21 protein-coding genes are annotated in these 17,249 nt (G+C 41.1%); 20 read left to right on the forward strand and 1 reads right to left on the reverse strand.

Annotated features, from left to right (window positions below; translation table 11 throughout):
* Positions 1 to 79: 79 nt before the first annotated feature.
* The 7 genes from sleB to fni all read left to right on the forward strand — a co-directional run bounded on the left by sleB (position 80) and on the right by fni (position 6,568).
* Positions 80 to 1,000, forward strand: coding sequence for a spore cortex-lytic enzyme (gene sleB / locus ACSSTM_RS01395; RefSeq protein ID WP_420734880.1), 921 nt, complete (start codon positions 80 to 82; stop codon positions 998 to 1,000).
* A 16-nt stretch (positions 1,001 to 1,016) separates the two neighbouring features.
* Complete coding sequence (ypeB, locus tag ACSSTM_RS01400; RefSeq protein WP_034661094.1) at positions 1,017 to 2,366, forward strand: germination protein YpeB; 1,350 nt, start codon at positions 1,017 to 1,019, stop codon at positions 2,364 to 2,366.
* Positions 2,367 to 2,468: 102 nt separating this feature from the next.
* Positions 2,469 to 3,116 carry a flagellar brake protein gene (locus ACSSTM_RS01405; protein WP_034661091.1) on the forward strand — a complete coding sequence of 216 codons (648 nt, stop codon included), beginning with the start codon at positions 2,469 to 2,471 and terminating at the stop codon, positions 3,114 to 3,116.
* Between the two features lie 63 nt (positions 3,117 to 3,179).
* Positions 3,180 to 3,362, forward strand: a complete 183-nt coding sequence (locus ACSSTM_RS01410) for a YpfB family protein (RefSeq protein WP_034661090.1) — start codon at positions 3,180 to 3,182, stop codon at positions 3,360 to 3,362.
* Positions 3,363 to 3,433: 71 nt separating this feature from the next.
* Positions 3,434 to 4,111 carry a (d)CMP kinase gene (gene cmk, locus ACSSTM_RS01415; protein WP_034661088.1) on the forward strand — a complete coding sequence of 226 codons (678 nt, stop codon included), beginning with the start codon at positions 3,434 to 3,436 and terminating at the stop codon, positions 4,109 to 4,111.
* A gap of 223 nt (positions 4,112 to 4,334) precedes the next feature.
* Positions 4,335 to 5,486 (forward strand): 30S ribosomal protein S1, encoded by a 1,152-nt coding sequence (gene rpsA, locus ACSSTM_RS01420; protein ID WP_034661087.1) that lies wholly within the window; start codon positions 4,335 to 4,337, stop codon positions 5,484 to 5,486.
* 14 nt (positions 5,487 to 5,500) lie between these two features.
* On the forward strand, positions 5,501 to 6,568 hold the full coding sequence (gene fni / locus ACSSTM_RS01425; RefSeq protein ID WP_034661086.1) for a type 2 isopentenyl-diphosphate Delta-isomerase: 1,068 nt from the start codon (positions 5,501 to 5,503) through the stop codon (positions 6,566 to 6,568).
* A gap of 53 nt (positions 6,569 to 6,621) precedes the next feature.
* Here the strand turns inward: fni and ACSSTM_RS01430 are convergent, their stop codons facing one another.
* A complete protein-coding gene (locus ACSSTM_RS01430) occupies positions 6,622 to 6,753 on the reverse strand; it encodes a YpzI family protein (protein WP_066030721.1) in 132 nt (43 codons plus the stop codon).
* A gap of 120 nt (positions 6,754 to 6,873) precedes the next feature.
* On the opposite strand from ACSSTM_RS01430, the gene ACSSTM_RS01435 reads away from it, so the two are divergent.
* The 13 genes from ACSSTM_RS01435 (at position 6,874) to ACSSTM_RS01495 (ending at position 17,237) form a co-directional block, all read left to right on the forward strand.
* Positions 6,874 to 7,476: a YphA family membrane protein gene (locus ACSSTM_RS01435; protein WP_223249886.1), complete on the forward strand. Its 603-nt coding sequence runs from the start codon at positions 6,874 to 6,876 to the stop codon at positions 7,474 to 7,476.
* Positions 7,473 to 8,357 (forward strand): YIEGIA family protein, encoded by an 885-nt coding sequence (locus tag ACSSTM_RS01440; protein WP_034661083.1) that lies wholly within the window; start codon positions 7,473 to 7,475, stop codon positions 8,355 to 8,357. The genes ACSSTM_RS01435 and ACSSTM_RS01440 overlap by 4 nt, the downstream gene beginning before the upstream one ends.
* A gap of 6 nt (positions 8,358 to 8,363) precedes the next feature.
* Positions 8,364 to 8,558, forward strand: coding sequence for a capping complex subunit for YIEGIA (locus ACSSTM_RS01445; RefSeq protein WP_003215794.1), 195 nt, complete (start codon positions 8,364 to 8,366; stop codon positions 8,556 to 8,558).
* Between the two features lie 159 nt (positions 8,559 to 8,717).
* On the forward strand, positions 8,718 to 10,028 hold the full coding sequence (gene der / locus ACSSTM_RS01450) for a ribosome biogenesis GTPase Der (RefSeq protein WP_034661082.1): 1,311 nt from the start codon (positions 8,718 to 8,720) through the stop codon (positions 10,026 to 10,028).
* Positions 10,029 to 10,042: 14 nt separating this feature from the next.
* Positions 10,043 to 11,080 (forward strand): NAD(P)H-dependent glycerol-3-phosphate dehydrogenase, encoded by a 1,038-nt coding sequence (locus ACSSTM_RS01455; RefSeq protein ID WP_034661081.1) that lies wholly within the window; start codon positions 10,043 to 10,045, stop codon positions 11,078 to 11,080.
* A gap of 266 nt (positions 11,081 to 11,346) precedes the next feature.
* A complete protein-coding gene (locus ACSSTM_RS01460; RefSeq protein WP_034318888.1) occupies positions 11,347 to 11,550 on the forward strand; it encodes a DUF2768 domain-containing protein in 204 nt (67 codons plus the stop codon).
* 18 nt (positions 11,551 to 11,568) lie between these two features.
* Entirely contained in the window at positions 11,569 to 12,294 is a 726-nt protein-coding gene (locus ACSSTM_RS01465; protein ID WP_106037944.1) for a hypothetical protein, read from the forward strand.
* Between the two features lie 205 nt (positions 12,295 to 12,499).
* A complete protein-coding gene (gene spoIVA, locus ACSSTM_RS01470; protein ID WP_008344534.1) occupies positions 12,500 to 13,978 on the forward strand; it encodes a stage IV sporulation protein A in 1,479 nt (492 codons plus the stop codon).
* A 375-nt stretch (positions 13,979 to 14,353) separates the two neighbouring features.
* Complete coding sequence (hbs, locus tag ACSSTM_RS01475) at positions 14,354 to 14,632, forward strand: non-specific DNA-binding protein Hbs (RefSeq protein ID WP_003215863.1); 279 nt, start codon at positions 14,354 to 14,356, stop codon at positions 14,630 to 14,632.
* Positions 14,633 to 14,822: 190 nt separating this feature from the next.
* Positions 14,823 to 15,392: a GTP cyclohydrolase I FolE gene (folE, locus tag ACSSTM_RS01480; RefSeq protein WP_034661079.1), complete on the forward strand. Its 570-nt coding sequence runs from the start codon at positions 14,823 to 14,825 to the stop codon at positions 15,390 to 15,392.
* 24 nt (positions 15,393 to 15,416) lie between these two features.
* Positions 15,417 to 15,647, forward strand: a complete 231-nt coding sequence (gene mtrB / locus ACSSTM_RS01485; RefSeq protein WP_008344541.1) for a trp RNA-binding attenuation protein MtrB — start codon at positions 15,417 to 15,419, stop codon at positions 15,645 to 15,647.
* 114 nt (positions 15,648 to 15,761) lie between these two features.
* A complete protein-coding gene (locus tag ACSSTM_RS01490; protein WP_307499836.1) occupies positions 15,762 to 16,529 on the forward strand; it encodes a heptaprenyl diphosphate synthase component 1 in 768 nt (255 codons plus the stop codon).
* A 3-nt stretch (positions 16,530 to 16,532) separates the two neighbouring features.
* Positions 16,533 to 17,237, forward strand: coding sequence for a demethylmenaquinone methyltransferase (locus tag ACSSTM_RS01495; RefSeq protein WP_095285339.1), 705 nt, complete (start codon positions 16,533 to 16,535; stop codon positions 17,235 to 17,237).
* Positions 17,238 to 17,249: the final 12 nt, after the last annotated feature.

Consider the following 17,249-nt stretch of genomic DNA (forward strand, 5'->3'; position numbering starts at 1 on the left):
TCACTCCTGTGATGAATGTATAAAAATAGGGATCGGAAGAAATATATATTCAAACATCAAAAGTACAGGAGGATCAAATATGGACAAAGCTCGTTTCATGAAACAAATCGTCCTTATCTTCTCAATTGTTCTACTCGCAACTTCACTGATGTCAGCTGAAAAAAGTGAAGCCTTCACCAGTCAAGTCATCCAGCGAGGTGCAACAGGAGAAGATGTAGTCGAGCTGCAAGCACGGCTCCAATATAATGGCTTTTACAATGGCAAAATTGATGGTGTATATGGCTGGGGGACGTACTGGGCCGTTCGCAACTTTCAAAGCCAATATGGTGTAAAGAAGGTCGATGGACTTGTAGGTGAACAAACAAAAAGCCTATTAGTTCAAAAGACAAAATACTATAAAGACTTTGTTCAGCAGCAGCTGCAAAAGGGGAATGAGTTTACCCATTATGGCGGGAAACCTCTTGATCAGCAAACAAAAGCTTCTGCGAAAAGAAGCTCACAAAAAAAGACAGCTCAAGGGGCAAAAGAGAATCAAAAAAGTCAAAGCGGAGGAAGCGGGACATCTGGAAAGACTGGGAATCAGTCAGGCAATCAGCAAGCAAACCAAACACCGAAACAAACGGCAGCCAACATGCCAGGTGGTTTTTCTAGTAATGATATTCAGCTCTTATCACAAGCTGTTTATAGCGAAGCAAGAGGCGAGCCGTATGAAGGTCAGGTGGCGATCGCTGCCGTTATCTTAAATCGATTGAACAACCCGACTTTTCCAAATACGATCGCAGGTGTTATTTTTGAACCGCTTGCATTTACAGCTGTGGCGGATGGTCAATTTTATATGTCGCCAAATGACACTGCTAAAAAGGCTGTGTTTGATGCCATTAACGGCTGGGACCCATCTGAGAGCGCCGTCTATTACTTTAATCCTGATACAGCAACAAGTCCATGGATTTGGGGAAGACCACAAATTAAACGAATCGGGAAACATATTTTCTGCGAATAAAAAGAGGTGTAAATAAATGATCAGAGGAATATTGATTGCCATTTTAGGAATTGCTGTCATCTCAACAGGTTATTGGGGCTATAAAGAGCATCAAGAAAAAGACGCAGTGCTGCTGCACGCAGAGAACAACTATCAAAGGGCTTTTCACGATTTAACGTACCAAGTGGATCAGCTGCACGACAAACTTGGGGCAACGCTTGCGATGAACAGCCAAACGTCGATTTCACCAGCACTTGCAGATGTATGGAGAATGTCATCAGAAGCACATAACAATGTGAGTCAGCTTCCGCTCACATTAATGCCTTTTAACAAAACGGAAGAATTTTTGGCGAATGTCGGAGACTTTAGCTACAAATCATCAGTCAAATCCTTATCAGATGAACCATTAAACAAAAATACGCACAAAACCATTACGTCTTTATATCATCAAGCGGCTGATATCCAAAACGAACTGAGACAAGTACAGCACCTTGTCCTCAATAAAAATTTAAAATGGATGGATGTTGAAATGGCGCTTGCTGATGGCGACCGAAAGAATGATAACACCATCATTGACGGGTTGAAAACAGTCGAGAGAAATGCAGATGCATTTGCGGATGTCAATCTCGGTCCGACAAATGTGTCGACAGAATCAGAAACACGTGGTTACAATCATTTAAAAGGGAAAAAGATCTCAAAGAAAGAAGCGATACGCATTGCCCAGCAATTCGCACCTGATCATAATCAACATTTTAAGGTCAGAAAAAGCGGAAGCAAAACCAATCGAGATGTGTACAGCTTATCGATGTCAGATCCTGATAGTAAAGCGAATTTCTATTTAGACTTGACTGAAAAAGGAGGGCACCCAGTCTACCTTCTTCAAAATCGAGACGTAAAAAAACAGAAAATCAGTTTAAATGATGCATCAGAAAAAGCACTCAGCTTCTTAAAGAAGCAAGGATTTGATGCAGAGTCGTTCCATTTAGATGAAAGCGCGCAATTTGATAATATCGGTGTATTTACCTATGTACCTCTTCAAAAAAATGTACTGCTTTATCCAGATAGTATACGCATGAAGGTCGCATTAGATGATGGTGAGGTGGTTGGATTTTCAGCGAAAGACTATTTAACGAATCATAAAACAAGAGACATAAAAGCACCTAAAATCTCACAAAAAGAAGCGAAGAAAACATTGAATCAGCATGTAAAAATCGAAGATTCTCATGTAGCGATTGTTCAAAATGATATGTCAGAGGAAGTTTTGTGCTATGAGTTCCTCGGAACTATTAAGAATGATACGTACCGAATGTTCATTAATGCGGATACTGGAAAAGAAGAACGAGTAGATAAACTAAAAAACGCAGAACCTATATATAAAGACCTATAGAAAAGGAAGCGAGGAAAAGGCGACTAAGCCTTTTCCTTTTGTTTTATACATGGTTTAATATAGGAGAGGATATGATTTCACAGATGAAAAGAGTGATGAGGAATGTTACAAATAGGGGATGCAATCACAATTGAATACGTCAATGAGAACAAAGAAGTGAAAACTGCAAAATCGAAAGTTTTGGAAAATAATAACGATGATATTTGCATTAATTATCCAGCTGATAAAGAAACGGGCCGCACGATCTATTTAAACCAGCAAACAGAAATCACCGTTTTCTTTTTCGATGAAAATCAAATTCCATACAAATGTACAAGCGAAGTCATCGGAAAGAGGAAAGAAGATATTCCGATGATTGTCATTTCCATTCCGCCAAAAGAAGAAATGATTCGGCTTCAGCGCAGAGAATACCTGAGAGTCGATACAATGGTCAAAGCGACGATCACGCCAACGGATGAAGAAGCCTTTGACACGTTTATTGTCAATATGAGTGCTGGCGGCTTAGCTATTGCTGTTCCTGAAGGTGTCTCATTGAAAGAATACGGAGAAGTGGTCACAGAGTTTGAACTTCCGCTGAAAGAGCCTGTGAAAATTAAAGCGGTTGCAGAGATGAATCGAGTATATCAAGATGAGCAGACTGGCAAAACAAGAGCGATCATGGAGTTTTCTGAGATTACAAATGACCACCAGCAGCACATTATGAAGTACTGCTTCCAGCAGCAGCTTTTAACACGGGTAAAAAAAGCATAAGAATAAAGGATGTTAAAAGCTTCCATACTAGAGGTGAAAGAATCTAGCGTGGAGGCTTTTTGTATGAAGACAATGGAAAGATGGTTATTGAAAGCGGTGCTCATTCAGCTTGTCTTATTATTAGCCGTTCAGATCACACTTCATTTGACAAAAGGAGAACTCTTTTTGTCAAAAGTCGTGCAATACGAGGGTGTAAATAACATGAGCATTGAAGATTGGATCGAAACGTTTAAGCAGAAGGATTGATAGAAAATTCCCCCGTTTGAGCGGTGATCGTGTTACAATTCATAAGGGAGATTCAATCAAGGAGAGGTATTATGAAAAAGAAATTATCTATCGCAATTGACGGTCCTGCTGCTGCAGGAAAAAGCACTGTGGCAAAAATTGTCGCAGCAAAAAAATCATATATTTATATCGATACAGGTGCCATGTACCGCGCGATTACACTTGCGGCACTTAATCATGGTGTAGACCTTGAGGACGAAACAGCACTTGATGCATTACTAAAAAAAACTGTGATTGATCTGGTCTCAACGGACGAGGGCCAAAAAGTTCATCTAGACAATACCGATGTCACAGAGGATATTCGCACAGACCGCGTGAGCAACCAAGTATCGGTTGTCGCAAAGCACAGAGCTGTTCGGGAAGAAATGGTCCGCAGGCAGCAAGAGCTTGGTCAAAAAGGCGGTGTCGTTATGGACGGAAGAGACATAGGTACGCACGTTCTTCCAGATGCCGAAGTGAAAATTTTCTTGCTTGCATCAGTAGAAGAAAGAGCAAAACGCCGTTTTGAAGAGAATCAGAAAAAAGGCTACGATGTCAATTACGATCAGCTGATCGAAGAGATTGCAAGACGTGACAAACTTGATTCTGAGCGCGAAGTTTCGCCACTTAAGAAAGCGGATGACGCCATTGAAATTGACACAACTTCTCTTTCCATTCAAGAGGTAGCAGGTAAAATTTTAGATGCAGCAGACCGCGTGGAGAAACAGTAAGAAATTTTAGAAAACTTTAATAAGTTAGAGGTTTATCTCTTGACAAACAAGGTCTTTTATTAGAAGTTTATACTAATACTATTTTTATTGATCATTCAAGCAATTATGTTGATTTGAATGTTTCTTTAATACATATTCGGCTGGTAATCATCATGCTTAAGACACATATTCGCCCAGTCGTTTTAACTAAGCTGTGTAGGTTTGGACCAAGGAGGTTATCGAAATGACAGAGGAAATGAATCAAATCGATGTTCAGGTACCAGAGGTTGGAGATGTAGTGAAAGGGATTGTTTCTAAAGTTGAGGACAAGCATGTCAATGTAGATATCGTCAATGTGAAACAGCCTGGTATCATCCCAATCAGTGAATTATCAAGTCTTCACGTTGAAAAAGCATCAGATGTCGTGAAAGATGGCGACGAGTTAGAGCTTAAAGTAACAAAAGTCGAAGACGATGCTTTGATTTTATCGAAACGTGCTGTTGATGCAGACCGCGCTTGGGAAGACCTAGAGAAAAAGTTTGAGACAAAAGAAGTATTTGAAGCTGAAGTAAAAGACGTTGTAAAAGGTGGTCTTGTCGTAGATATTGGTGTGCGTGGATTTATTCCTGCATCTCTTGTAGAAGCGCACTATGTAGAGGACTTCTCAGACTACAAAGGTAAAACACTCTCACTTGTCGTGGTCGAACTTGACCGCGAAAAAAATCGTGTGATTCTCTCGCACCGTGCAGTAGTGGAGCAAGAGCAATTAGACAAAAAGCAAGACTTCCTGCAAAAGCTTGAAGTAGGCAGTGTGATTGATGGTAAAGTGCAGCGCCTTACTGATTTTGGTGCATTTGTAGACATTGGCGGCATTGATGGATTGGTTCACATTTCTCAACTATCCCATGCGCATGTTGAAAAGCCATCTGACGTAGTGGAAGAAGGCCAGGAAGTCCAGGTCAAAGTACTTGCTGTTGATCGTGATAACGAACGTATCTCACTATCTATTAAAGAAACATTACCAGGACCTTGGAGCCAGATTGGCGAAAAGGTAAAACAAGGTGATGTGCTTGAAGGAACTGTTCAACGTCTTGTGAGCTTTGGTGCATTTGTTGAAATTCTGCCAGGCGTCGAAGGACTTGTGCATATTTCCCAAATCTCTCATAAACATATCGGTACACCGCAAGAAGTCCTTGAAGAAGGGCAGACTGTGAAAGTGAAAGTGCTTGATGTGAATGAAGATGAAGAGCGCATTTCGTTAAGCATCCGTGATTTAGAAGAAAATCCTGAAAAACAAATCGAAGAGAATTATCGTCAATATCAGGCGAAAGAAGAAAACACAAGCGGATTCCAGCTTGGTGACCTGATCGGCGATAAGCTTAATAAATTAAAATAATTTGGTGATCAAAATTGACGAGAGCAGAAAGAAAGAAGCAGCATATTGAACATGCCTTGTCCACTGGACAGCATGCAGCAACAGGTTTAAAAGATGTTTCCTTCGTTCACGTCGGTCTACCAGATCTTGCGACATCACAAATTGATACACATACGACAATTGGCGGACTGACTTTCGGTTCGCCAATTTTTATCAATGCAATGACTGGCGGGGGCGGAAAGTCGACCTATGAGATCAACCGCTCTTTATCGATCGCAGCGAAGGAAACGAATATTCCGGTGGCAGTAGGATCACAAATGGCTGCACTGAAAGATAAAGAAGAAAGACGTACGTATGAAGTTGTTCGAAAAGTCAATCCGGATGGAATTGTGTTTGCGAACTTAGGCAGTGAAGCAACGATTAAGCAAGCGAAGGAAGCAGTCGAGATGCTGGAGGCCAATATGCTCCAGATTCATTTAAATGTGATCCAAGAGATCGTCATGCCTGAAGGAGACCGTGATTTCAGGGGGGCGCTTAAGCGCATCGCAGCCATCGCTGAATCAGTTGGTGTGCCTGTTGTCGTAAAAGAAGTCGGATTTGGCATGAGCAAGGAAACGGCAAAAAAGTTATTTCATGCTGGAGTTGCGGCCGTTGATGTAGGAGGATTTGGTGGTACGAACTTTTCAAAGATCGAAAATCTTCGCCGCCAAAAAGCGCTTCATTATTTTGACCAGTGGGGGATTCCAACAGCAGCGAGTCTTGCTGAAGTACATACAAGTTTTCCAGATCAAACGGTTTTAGCCTCCGGAGGTATACAAGACGCCCTTGATGTAACAAAATCAATTGCTCTTGGCGCATCCGCTGCTGGTCTAGCTGGCTTTTTCTTAAAATCACTGACTGGCGGAGGGGAGAGCGGCCTCATCGCTGATATCATAGATCTTCAAGAAGATGTGAAGATGATGATGACAGTGCTTGGCGTGAAGACCATTGAAGAACTGAGACAAACCCAGGTTGTCATTTCCGGGGAAACAAGTCATTGGCTCAAAGAAAGAGGCATCGACACAACGTACTATAGTCTAAGATCAAAGAAGAAAAAGGACTAAAATCAAGTTTAGCCCCTAAACATCTAAGGCATGTGGTCATCACATGCCTTTTTTTATTGATTTCTTCTTCGTGCGCTATCTGGACCTTCTAATGCTGTTGCCCCTTTATGATGAATGGATTGATCACGGTCAGATTCCACTCTTTTTGATGCCTTTAAGCGTTTTTCCTGTCTATCTTTTCCCATCATGCATCCCTCCTCAATTATTAGAGTGTCACCTCTTGTTTATTTCATACAATGTCCAAAGCGATCCCTTACGTTTAAAAATTGGGGATTTTCCCATAATGTAATTGAGGTGATGAGACGTTGGAGGCTTTGTACTATTATTGGTCCATATGGTTTGTTTGGATTATGGTGACATTTATTATGGAAAAAAGCTCATGGCGCAGTATGCTAGGCGTTTGTGTCCTCGTCCATATTATATGTAGTCATTTCATGGTATCCATGTTTGATATGAGCCTCAATGCGGGGTACTTGATGACCTTTTTATATGCATGTGCAGGTTTCGTTATATTCCGGTCTGGCCATCAAATGATGAGAATCATGCAATTAGGCTCTATGGTGAGCGCATATGCCTTTTTTATGATTTTTGCATTATATGACCCGGTTTGGTTCACGCTAATAAAAGTGGATTGGGTCGTATTTGCCTTGCTGATCTTGATGTCTTTGACATATGGACATCATTTCACAGAACGAGTCACCCTATGGATGATGTCTGTATGTCTTGGCGAAGCCCTTTATGCGCTGACGATTCACCGCCTGACATCATCGATTGTCATAGGAGATCTCTCTTTTCTGTCCCTTGTTGTTCAAGGGTCCATCTTCCTATTAGGTGTCGATCAGCTTGAAAAGCTCTTGAACGCCCGTTCATCGAGAAAACCAGTAAAAGGGGCTGCAAAATCAACATGACGGATTATACGTTTCCTGTGATTATTGGTGTCATCTTTGGGATGGCGGCCAGACTTTATATGTTAAGAACAGATTACCGGCAATACCCCACGTATATTCATGGACAAGTGATTCATATTGCGCTTGGTTTTATCGCTTCAGGACTTGGTGCGATCATTATGCCTGCACTCATTCAGGAGGAATTTACGGCGATTACCTTTCTCACGCTGGCGGCCACGCAATTCCGAGATGTCCGCAATATGGAAAGAAATACGTTAACTCAAATGGATTCATATGAGCTAGTCTCAAGAGGCAGTACATATATAGAAGGCATAGCCATTGCCTTTGAAAGCCGGAATTATATTGCGATTCTCACGGCACTGATTACTACCACAGCCTGTATTTTCTTCTCGCTCGTTATTGGTACAGTGGTCGGTATTCTTTGTTTTTTCTTGGCAAAGCTATTAATGTCTGGCAGCCAATTAAAGGATATTGTCAATATACAAAAAGGAGAGCTTCGCTTTGATGGGGCAGGGCTTTATGTGAATGATATTTACATCATGAATATCGGACTGCCCGAAAAGCAAAAGCTCATTTTAGAGCATGGGATGGGCTTTATTTTGACGCCGAAAAATTTCAACTCAGCCACAACGATTGCCAATCTTGGGCAGCGGCAAGCCATTTTATTTGATTTATCCAACGTACTTGGCGTGTATCGCGACTCTGGTGAACCATCGCTCTGTCCGCTCGCAAAACGTGATCTAAATAACGGCACACTTGGCGTGTTCATTTTACCGCAATGGTATCGTGAAGATTTGGCTGTCCGTGTATTGGAAGAAGTACCTATTTTAGAAAATGCCATCAGAATGCCGACAGAGTTCATAAAAAAGAAAGTGAGGTAATAGGGCATGGCGAACACCATTGAACAATTTATACTCGCTGTGGCTACAACAAATAAAGAGCGGGTCATGGGCGGAACAGCCGTTTTTTTCTGTGAAAATAAAGAAGAACTCGACATGTACGCCATGAATTTAGAGGCCATTTTAGATGGAATTGCACACGGAATTGGAGAAGATCTTTACTTGATTGTCAAACATTTTTAAGTTATTCATTGTGGTCTGATTAAAAATTGATATAATATATAAGTTGAACCCTTCATGTTTGAAGGGTTTATTTCATAAAACTGAATGAAAATTTTAAATCCCGGTTGAAACATGATGATGAACATATTGAATCGCGGCTGGATTGAAAGGAAGGGTACTATGGGTAAACCTGTCGTAGCCATTGTTGGAAGGCCCAACGTTGGAAAATCTACAATTTTTAATCGAATCGCAGGCGAAAGAATATCGATTGTAGAAGACACACCTGGTGTAACAAGAGATCGAATCTATAGCTCTGCTGAATGGTTAAATTATGACTTTAACTTAATAGATACTGGTGGAATTGATATTGGAGATGAGCCATTTTTAGCTCAAATTCGCCATCAGGCAGAAATCGCAATGGATGAAGCGGATGTCATTATCTTCATGGTGAATGGACGAGATGGTGTCACATCTGCGGATGAAGAAGTCGCAAAAATTTTATATCGCACGAAAAAGCCAGTTGTACTTGCTGTCAATAAACTGGACAACCCTGAAATGAGAAGTGACGTGTATGACTTTTATGCACTAGGGTTTGGCGAACCGTATCCGATTTCTGGAACGCACGGATTAGGTCTAGGTGATCTGCTTGATGCTGTCGCAGAACACTTCAAAAACTTACCGGATACACAGTATGCGGAAGAAGTTGTTCAGTTCTGCTTAATCGGCCGTCCGAATGTAGGGAAATCTTCTTTAGTGAATGCAATGCTTGGAGAAGACCGGGTCATTGTGAGCAACATCGCTGGTACGACAAGAGATGCTGTGGATACGATGTTTACGTACAATCAGCGTGACTTTGTCATTGTCGATACAGCAGGTATGAGGAAAAAAGGAAAAGTATATGAAACAACAGAGAAATACAGTGTGCTTCGTGCATTAAAAGCCATTGATCGTTCTGATGTTGTCGCTGTTGTTCTAGACGGTGAAGAAGGCATTATTGAGCAGGATAAACGTATTGCAGGCTATGCACACGAAGCTGGTAAAGCTGTTGTGATCGTTGTGAACAAATGGGACGCTGTTGAAAAAGATGAGCGTACAATGAAGGAATTTGAGCAAAACATTCGCGAGCATTTTCAATTTCTGGATTATGCACCTGTCTTGTTTATGTCTGCTCTTACGAAAAAGAGAATTCATACGTTAATGCCATCCATTATTACAGCTAGTGAAAATCATGCGATGCGCGTTCAAACGAATATTTTGAACGATATCATCATGGATGCAGTGGCAATGAATCCAACACCGACTCATAATGGACAGCGTCTGAAAATTTACTATGCGACACAGGTGGCTATTAAGCCTCCGTCCTTTGTGGTGTTTGTAAATGATCCAGAGCTTATGCACTTTTCTTATGAACGTTTCCTAGAAAACCGCATTCGAGATGCATTTGGTTTTGAAGGAACACCGATTAAAATATTTGCGAGAGCGAGAAAATAAAAAGGGTGAGCAGGATGAAGAAAATTTCAGTACTTGGAGCAGGCAGCTGGGGAACAGCTCTTGCGCTTGTATTAGCTGATAATCATCATGATGTACACATGTGGGGACATAGACAAGAGCTTATTGATCAAATCAATGAGAAACATGAAAATCATGATTACTTGCCTAATGTCGAACTGCCAGCGTCTATTCAGGCGACGACAGATATGAAGCAGGCGTTAGAGGGGACAGACGCTATTATTGTCGCTGTGCCAACAAAGGCCATTCGCGAAGTATTAAAGCAGGCAAATGAGCTGATCACATCGAAAGTGCCGTTTGTCCATGTAAGTAAAGGGATTGAACCAGATACACTTCTTAGAATTTCTCAAATGATTGAACAAGAAGTACCTGCTGAGAAAAGAGAAGCTGTTGTTGTCTTATCAGGGCCGAGCCATGCCGAAGAAGTAGGCTTGCGTCATCCGACAACTGTCACTGTCTCATCAGAAAATATTGAAGCAGCTCAATTTGTTCAAGATTTGTTCATGAACAACAACTTTAGAGTATACACAAACCCTGATGTGATTGGTGTAGAAATAGGCGGAGCACTGAAAAATATCATTGCTCTTGCGGCAGGGATCACAGACGGACTTGGATATGGTGACAATGCGAAAGCGGCGCTCATCACTAGAGGACTCGCTGAAATCGCACGTCTTGGTACGAAAATGGGAGGAAATCCTCTGACATTTGCCGGATTAACAGGCGTGGGAGATTTGATCGTGACATGTACAAGTGTTCATTCGCGTAACTGGCGCTGCGGAAATCTGCTTGGTAAAGGGTATAAGCTTGAAGAAGTGCTTGAAAAAATGGGGATGGTTGTTGAAGGCGTCCGTACAACAAAAGGCGCTTATCAGCTCTCCAAAGAATACAAGGTCAGCATGCCGATTACAGAGGCGCTTTACCACGTCTTATTTGAAGGGAAAAAGGTCGACGATGCTGTAGAATCATTGATGGCACGTGTGAAAACACATGAAATGGAAGACCTTGTGAACATGTTTGAAAACCAAACAAAATAAATGGAAGACTGAACTTAGGCATGTAGAGGATGCAAGAAGGGGAAGACTTGCATAACATAGCAATGAAGTTTGAATAGAGCTTTGCCTCTACAGAATGAGGAAAAATAGTCGATTTAATGACTGAAGCAGAGTCCCCCTCTTTGCTTCAGTTTTTTTATGCGCTTTTTTCTGAATGATTGGAAAAATGATTGATATTTACCTTATTTTTGGTTTAGAATGAAATATAAACGCTTACAATTTGTTCGTTTTGAAGGGGGACAGGCACGATGAGTTTTGCTTTAATCAAGATGTGGTTTGCGCTTGGTTCCATGGGGCTCATGTTTTTAGCCGTAGTAACCATTTATTTCAGTCGATTTAAGCTGAAAAGCCGGTTTCTTAAAATAACAGCCTCGACCGTTGCATACAGCTTGATGCTTATATCAGGTATCATTGTGTTTTTAGTTGTATTTAGCGGGCCGGTCAATGAATAAAGAAAAAGGAAGAATGTGATGATCAAAGCAAAAGTCAGTGTCACGTTGTTAGCACTTATTTTACTAACAGGATGTCTGTATCCAGAAAATCGCAAAACTGAAAACCATGTGCCATATGAAGAACAGCTGCAAAGCGTTCAGACAGCGATTGAGGAATTTCAAAAAGCAACTAATGGCCTTTTGCCGATTGAAACGAAAGAAGCAGACACGCCGGTTTATCAGAAGTACGTCATCGACTTTAAGCGCTTGTCACCAAGATATTTACACGATGTACCGTCTACTTCTTTTGAAGGCGGGGGCGAATATATGTATGTCCTCACAGACGTCGAAAAAAAACCAACGGTGAAACTGCTTGATGTCAAAATGACGCAAACCATCAGTGAATTACGGCTTAGAATCAAAATATATCAAGATGAACATACATATCCGCCATATGGCAAAGTAGTATCAAGCAATTTATATACGTTAAATGAAAAAAAGCTAGGCTTAAAATCGCCGCCTACGGTCATGAGTCCGGTGACGGGGAATTCCCTCCCGTTACTGATTTCATCAAATGGCGAAATCTATGTGGACTACCGCAGTGATTTTGCTCATATCTTGAAGAATACGAAACAAAAGCTCAAACCAGGTGAAAACATTCAAGATGTCTATTGGCAGGAAACCCCGTTTGTACCCGCGTTTTCTGTCCCATATACCATCAACAAAAAAGGTGAGCCTGACTTTTTAGAAAAAAAGACGTCATAAACAAGAATGAACCTTTTTCCTCTGCATATAAATGAGGAGAAAGGTTTTTTTATGGCTAAACATACTCTCAAAACAAAAAAGGTGTCATATTCAAATAGGACAACGTCATACACATATATTGTCCAGACACCTTTCAAGCACAGTTTGATTGAAGAATAGAGTATTTTATTTGAAAACGAGGATAGCAAGTCCGGGAGGGGATCACTTGGAAAAAGTCGATATTTTCAAGGATATCGCTGAACGAACAGGAGGCGATATATATTTAGGAGTCGTTGGCGCTGTTCGTACAGGGAAATCTACGTTTATTAAAAAGTTTATGGAGCTCGTGGTGCTCCCGAATATCAATAATGAGGCAGATCGTGCAAGAGCACAGGATGAATTGCCGCAAAGTGCAGCAGGAAAAACCATTATGACCACTGAACCAAAATTTGTACCGAATCAAGCGGCATCGATCCATGTGAGTGACGGTCTTGATGTCAACATCAGGCTTGTTGATTGTGTCGGATACACAGTCCCTGGTGCGCGCGGGTATGAAGATGAAAATGGTCCAAGAATGATCAACACGCCGTGGTATGAAGAGCCAATCCCGTTCCATGAAGCAGCGGAAATTGGCACACGCAAGGTCATTCAAGAGCATTCAACCATCGGTGTTGTGATTACAACAGATGGTTCCATTGGAGAAATCCCAAGACATGATTATATTGAATCTGAAGAACGTGTGATTGATGAGCTCAAAGAGGTTGGAAAGCCGTTTATTATGGTGATCAACTCTGTGAGGCCATATCACCCTGAAACAGAAGCGCTGCGGCAGGAACTCAGCCAAAAATATGATATTCCAGTACTCGCCATGAGTGTAGAAAGTATGAGAGAGCAAGACGTCCTTAGTGTGCTTCGTGAAGCATTATATGAATTCCCAGTCCTAGAGGTGAATGTGAACTTGCCAAGCTGGGTCATGGTGCTGAAAGAAGATCATTGGCTGAGAGAAAGTTATCAGGATTCAGTGAAGGAAACCGTAAAGGATATTAAAAGATTAAGAGATGTTGACCGTGTCGTTGGTCAATTCAGCGAATTTGACTTTATTGAAAGAGCGGGCTTAGCAGGGATTGAAATGGGTCAGGGGATTGCGGAGATTGACCTGTACGCCCCAGATGATCTATATGATCATATTCTAAAAGAAGTGGTTGGTGTGGAAATTAGAGGGAAAGACCATCTTCTAGAGCTCATGCAAGATTTTGCGCATGCGAAGACAGAATATGATCAAGTATCAGACGCATTAAAAATGGTGAAGCAGACGGGATACGGGATTGCGGCCCCGGCCTTGTCAGATATGAGTTTAGATGAGCCGGAAATCATTAGGCAGGGCTCGAGATTCGGCGTGAGATTAAAGGCGGTTGCTCCATCTATTCATATGATTAAGGTAGATGTAGAGAGTGAATTTGCACCGATTATTGGAACAGAGAAACAAAGTGAAGAGCTCGTCCGCTACTTAATGCAAGACTTTGAAGATGATCCGCTTTCGATTTGGAATTCTGATATATTTGGGCGCTCACTCAGCTCCCTTGTCAGAGAAGGTATTCAAGCAAAGCTGTCGCTGATGCCAGAAAATGCAAGATATAAGCTGAAAGAAACGCTTGAAAGAATCATCAACGAAGGATCAGGCGGTTTGATCGCCATTATTCTATAGCATGTGAGACCTCTCATTGACAGGGGTCTTTTTTTGCGTATTCAATGAGTCATAAAAAGACAATTGTATAAAGATTAGTCAGATTCAGGCTGAAATTAGGAATATTCGTTCGTAAAAGTGCCCTTAATCCTTGACGAATAAGGATTCTTCCCTTTAAAATGCTTGATATGGTATTTCATATGTGTTAATCTACTTACAGAAAATCTTCACTTTGTTGGACAAACATTCCTTCAAAGAGTTGTTTTCTAATGAATAGCCATGTATAACGCTTTCTAGACGCTCTTTTTTTTCGAAAAAAGTGTATAGAAAGAAGATGAATTGTGAAGAAATGATAACAATCTACTGAATGCATATTTTTGGGAGGAGGTGAAAGGCATGAACAAGACAGAACTTATTAACGCGGTTGCTGAAGCAAGCGAGTTATCTAAAAAAGACGCGACAAAAGCAGTTGATTCTGTTTTTGATACAATTTTAGATGCACTTAAAAATGGTGACAAAATCCAACTTATCGGTTTTGGTAACTTTGAAGTACGTGAGCGTTCAGCTCGTAAAGGACGTAACCCACAAACTGGTGCAGAGATCGAAATCCCTGCAAGCAAAGTACCTGCTTTCAAACCAGGTAAAGCACTTAAAGACGCGGTGGCAGGTAAATAATCGTTATGTGTAATGATCCTATTGCAGGAGTTATACATATAAAGTTTCACACTGGTCTAGAAAAGCCCCTTTCATAAGGGGCTTTTCCTTTTGAATCAAAAGGTTCGTTTAGAACGCTCTCCTTTGCTTTTAGGATCTGAAGTGTGCTAGAATCTGATTGAAATGTAATCGCCTTTGGAGGATATAATACATGAGTGAAATAAATAAAGAACTAATCGAACACGCAGTACGCGATATATTAAAAGCCATCGGAGAAGATCCAGATCGTGAAGGACTTCTTGATACCCCAAAACGAGTAGCAAAAATGTATGAAGAAGTGTTCTCGGGATTAAATGAAGATCCAAAAGAACATTTTAAAACCATTTTTGGTGAAGACCACGAAGAACTCGTTCTTGTAAAAGATATTGCTTTCCATTCAATGTGTGAACATCACCTTGTACCTTTTTACGGAAAAGCCCATGTCGCTTATATTCCGCGCGGCGGAAAAGTAACGGGACTTAGCAAACTTGCAAGAGCTGTAGAGGCTGTTGCCAAACGCCCGCAGCTTCAGGAACGCATTACATCAACCATTGCAGATAGTATGGTGGAAACACTCAATCCGCATGGCGTGATGATTGTCGTTGAAGCAGAGCATATGTGTATGACGATGCGCGGAGTGAAAAAGCCAGGTGCTAAAACCGTGACATCAGCAGTACGCGGTACATTTGCAAATGATACGGCGGCAAGAGCAGAAGTGCTTTCCTTTATTAAAAACGACTAATTCAATAGATGGAAGGTGAACAGATTGAGTGAAAATAAAGCATCTGATTTTGTAGTGATTAAAGCCATTGATAATGGTGTAAATGTCATCGGCTTAACTAGAGGCTCTGATACAAGATTTCACCATTCCGAAAAGCTCGATAAAGGTGAAGTCATCATTGCACAATTTACTGAGCATACGTCAGCGATCAAAGTAAGAGGCGATGCTGTCATTCAAACGAGCTTCGGTGAAATTCAAAGCGAAGCAAAGAAATAAGCACTTGAATGCACTTGATAGCATAAAAGTGAGAGCTGATATGGTATAATAAATCTCTATACAATGTGCAGGGCTACATATGAAACTGTAATTTTTGGGACAAGGGTGATATCTTTGCAAGACATCTACGGAATTTTATCTAATCTAAATATAAAATTAAATAAAAAGCTTTCTCATCCTTATTTGGCGAAGCATTTACGTGCGCCACTCATCGATGAAGATAAGCTCCTTCTTTTTCATGCAATGTTTGATGAAGCTCAAATTGATGCAGAGAAAAAAGAAAATTATATTTTAACGGCGATGCTTGTACAAATTGCCCTTGATACCCATGACGAAGTCACAACTGCTGCAGCCATCAAACAAGACGAATTCAAAAATCGTCAGCTGACCATCCTAGCAGGAGACTATTTCAGCGGTCTCTATTATTCTCTTCTCTCTGACATGAAAGACATCTACATGATTCGCACGCTCGCAACGGCGATCAAAGAGATCAATGAACATAAAATTAGACTGTATGATCGATCCATTCAAGATGCAGCGCACTTTTACAAAAGTGTAGCAACTGTTGAGTCTGCGTTATTCCAAAGGGTTTCTGAGCATTTTCAATTAACGCATTGGAATGAGATTGCAAGTCGTTTCCTTGTTTATAAGCGTTTCATGAAACAAGCAGAAGATGACAAACATTTAAAACTTTTTTTGAACGATAGCTATACGGACGCCTATACATGTTTTGACAACTTTGAGAAGGAAGGCTATGAGCAAGCCAAACGACCGATCAAGGAGTATCTTGTTTCATCTCCGGTCGTTCAAAAAGAGCTATTAAATCGCTTGGATCATATGAAAAATGAGCCTGCGTACCATCAGAAAGTGGAAGAAGGGTAAGTCATGCAGCAATCAAAAGAACAGAGAGTACACGGTGTATTTGAAAAAATTTATAAAAATTATGATCAAATGAACTCTGTCATCAGCTTTAAGCAGCATAAAAAGTGGCGCGATAAAACAATGAAACTCATGAATGTTCAAAAAGGAGCCAAAGCATTGGATGTATGCTGCGGAACAGCCGATTGGACCATTGCGCTTGCTGATGCTGTAGGCGAAAAAGGCGAAGTCAAAGGCCTTGATTTTAGTAAAAATATGCTGAGTGTTGGAGAAACGAAGGTGAAAACTGGGGACTATAATCAAATTGAACTGCTTCACGGCAATGCGATGGAGCTTCCTTTTGAGGATAACACATTTGATTATGTCACGATCGGATTTGGCCTACGAAACGTCCCTGATTACTTAACGGTGCTAAAGGAAATGACAAGAGTCGTGAAGCCTGGTGGAATGGTTGTCTGTCTTGAGACATCACAGCCTGAAATGATTGGGTTTAAACAAGGCTACTATGTCTATTTCAAATACATCATGCCGCTCTTTGGTAAACTGTTTGCCAAAAGCTATCAGGAGTATTCATGGCTTCAAGAATCAGCCAAAGCGTTCCCTGGCATGAAAGAACTGGCGGCTCTTTTCGAAGAGGCGGGTCTGTCTGATGTCTCGTATCATCCATTTACAGGCGGTGTAGCAGCAACACATATCGGAAAGAAGCTTTGAATAAACGATATT

It is taken from the genome of Bacillus sp. RK1064 (assembly GCF_051488405.1).
Taxonomy (GTDB): Bacteria; Bacillota; Bacilli; order Bacillales; family Bacillaceae; genus Bacillus.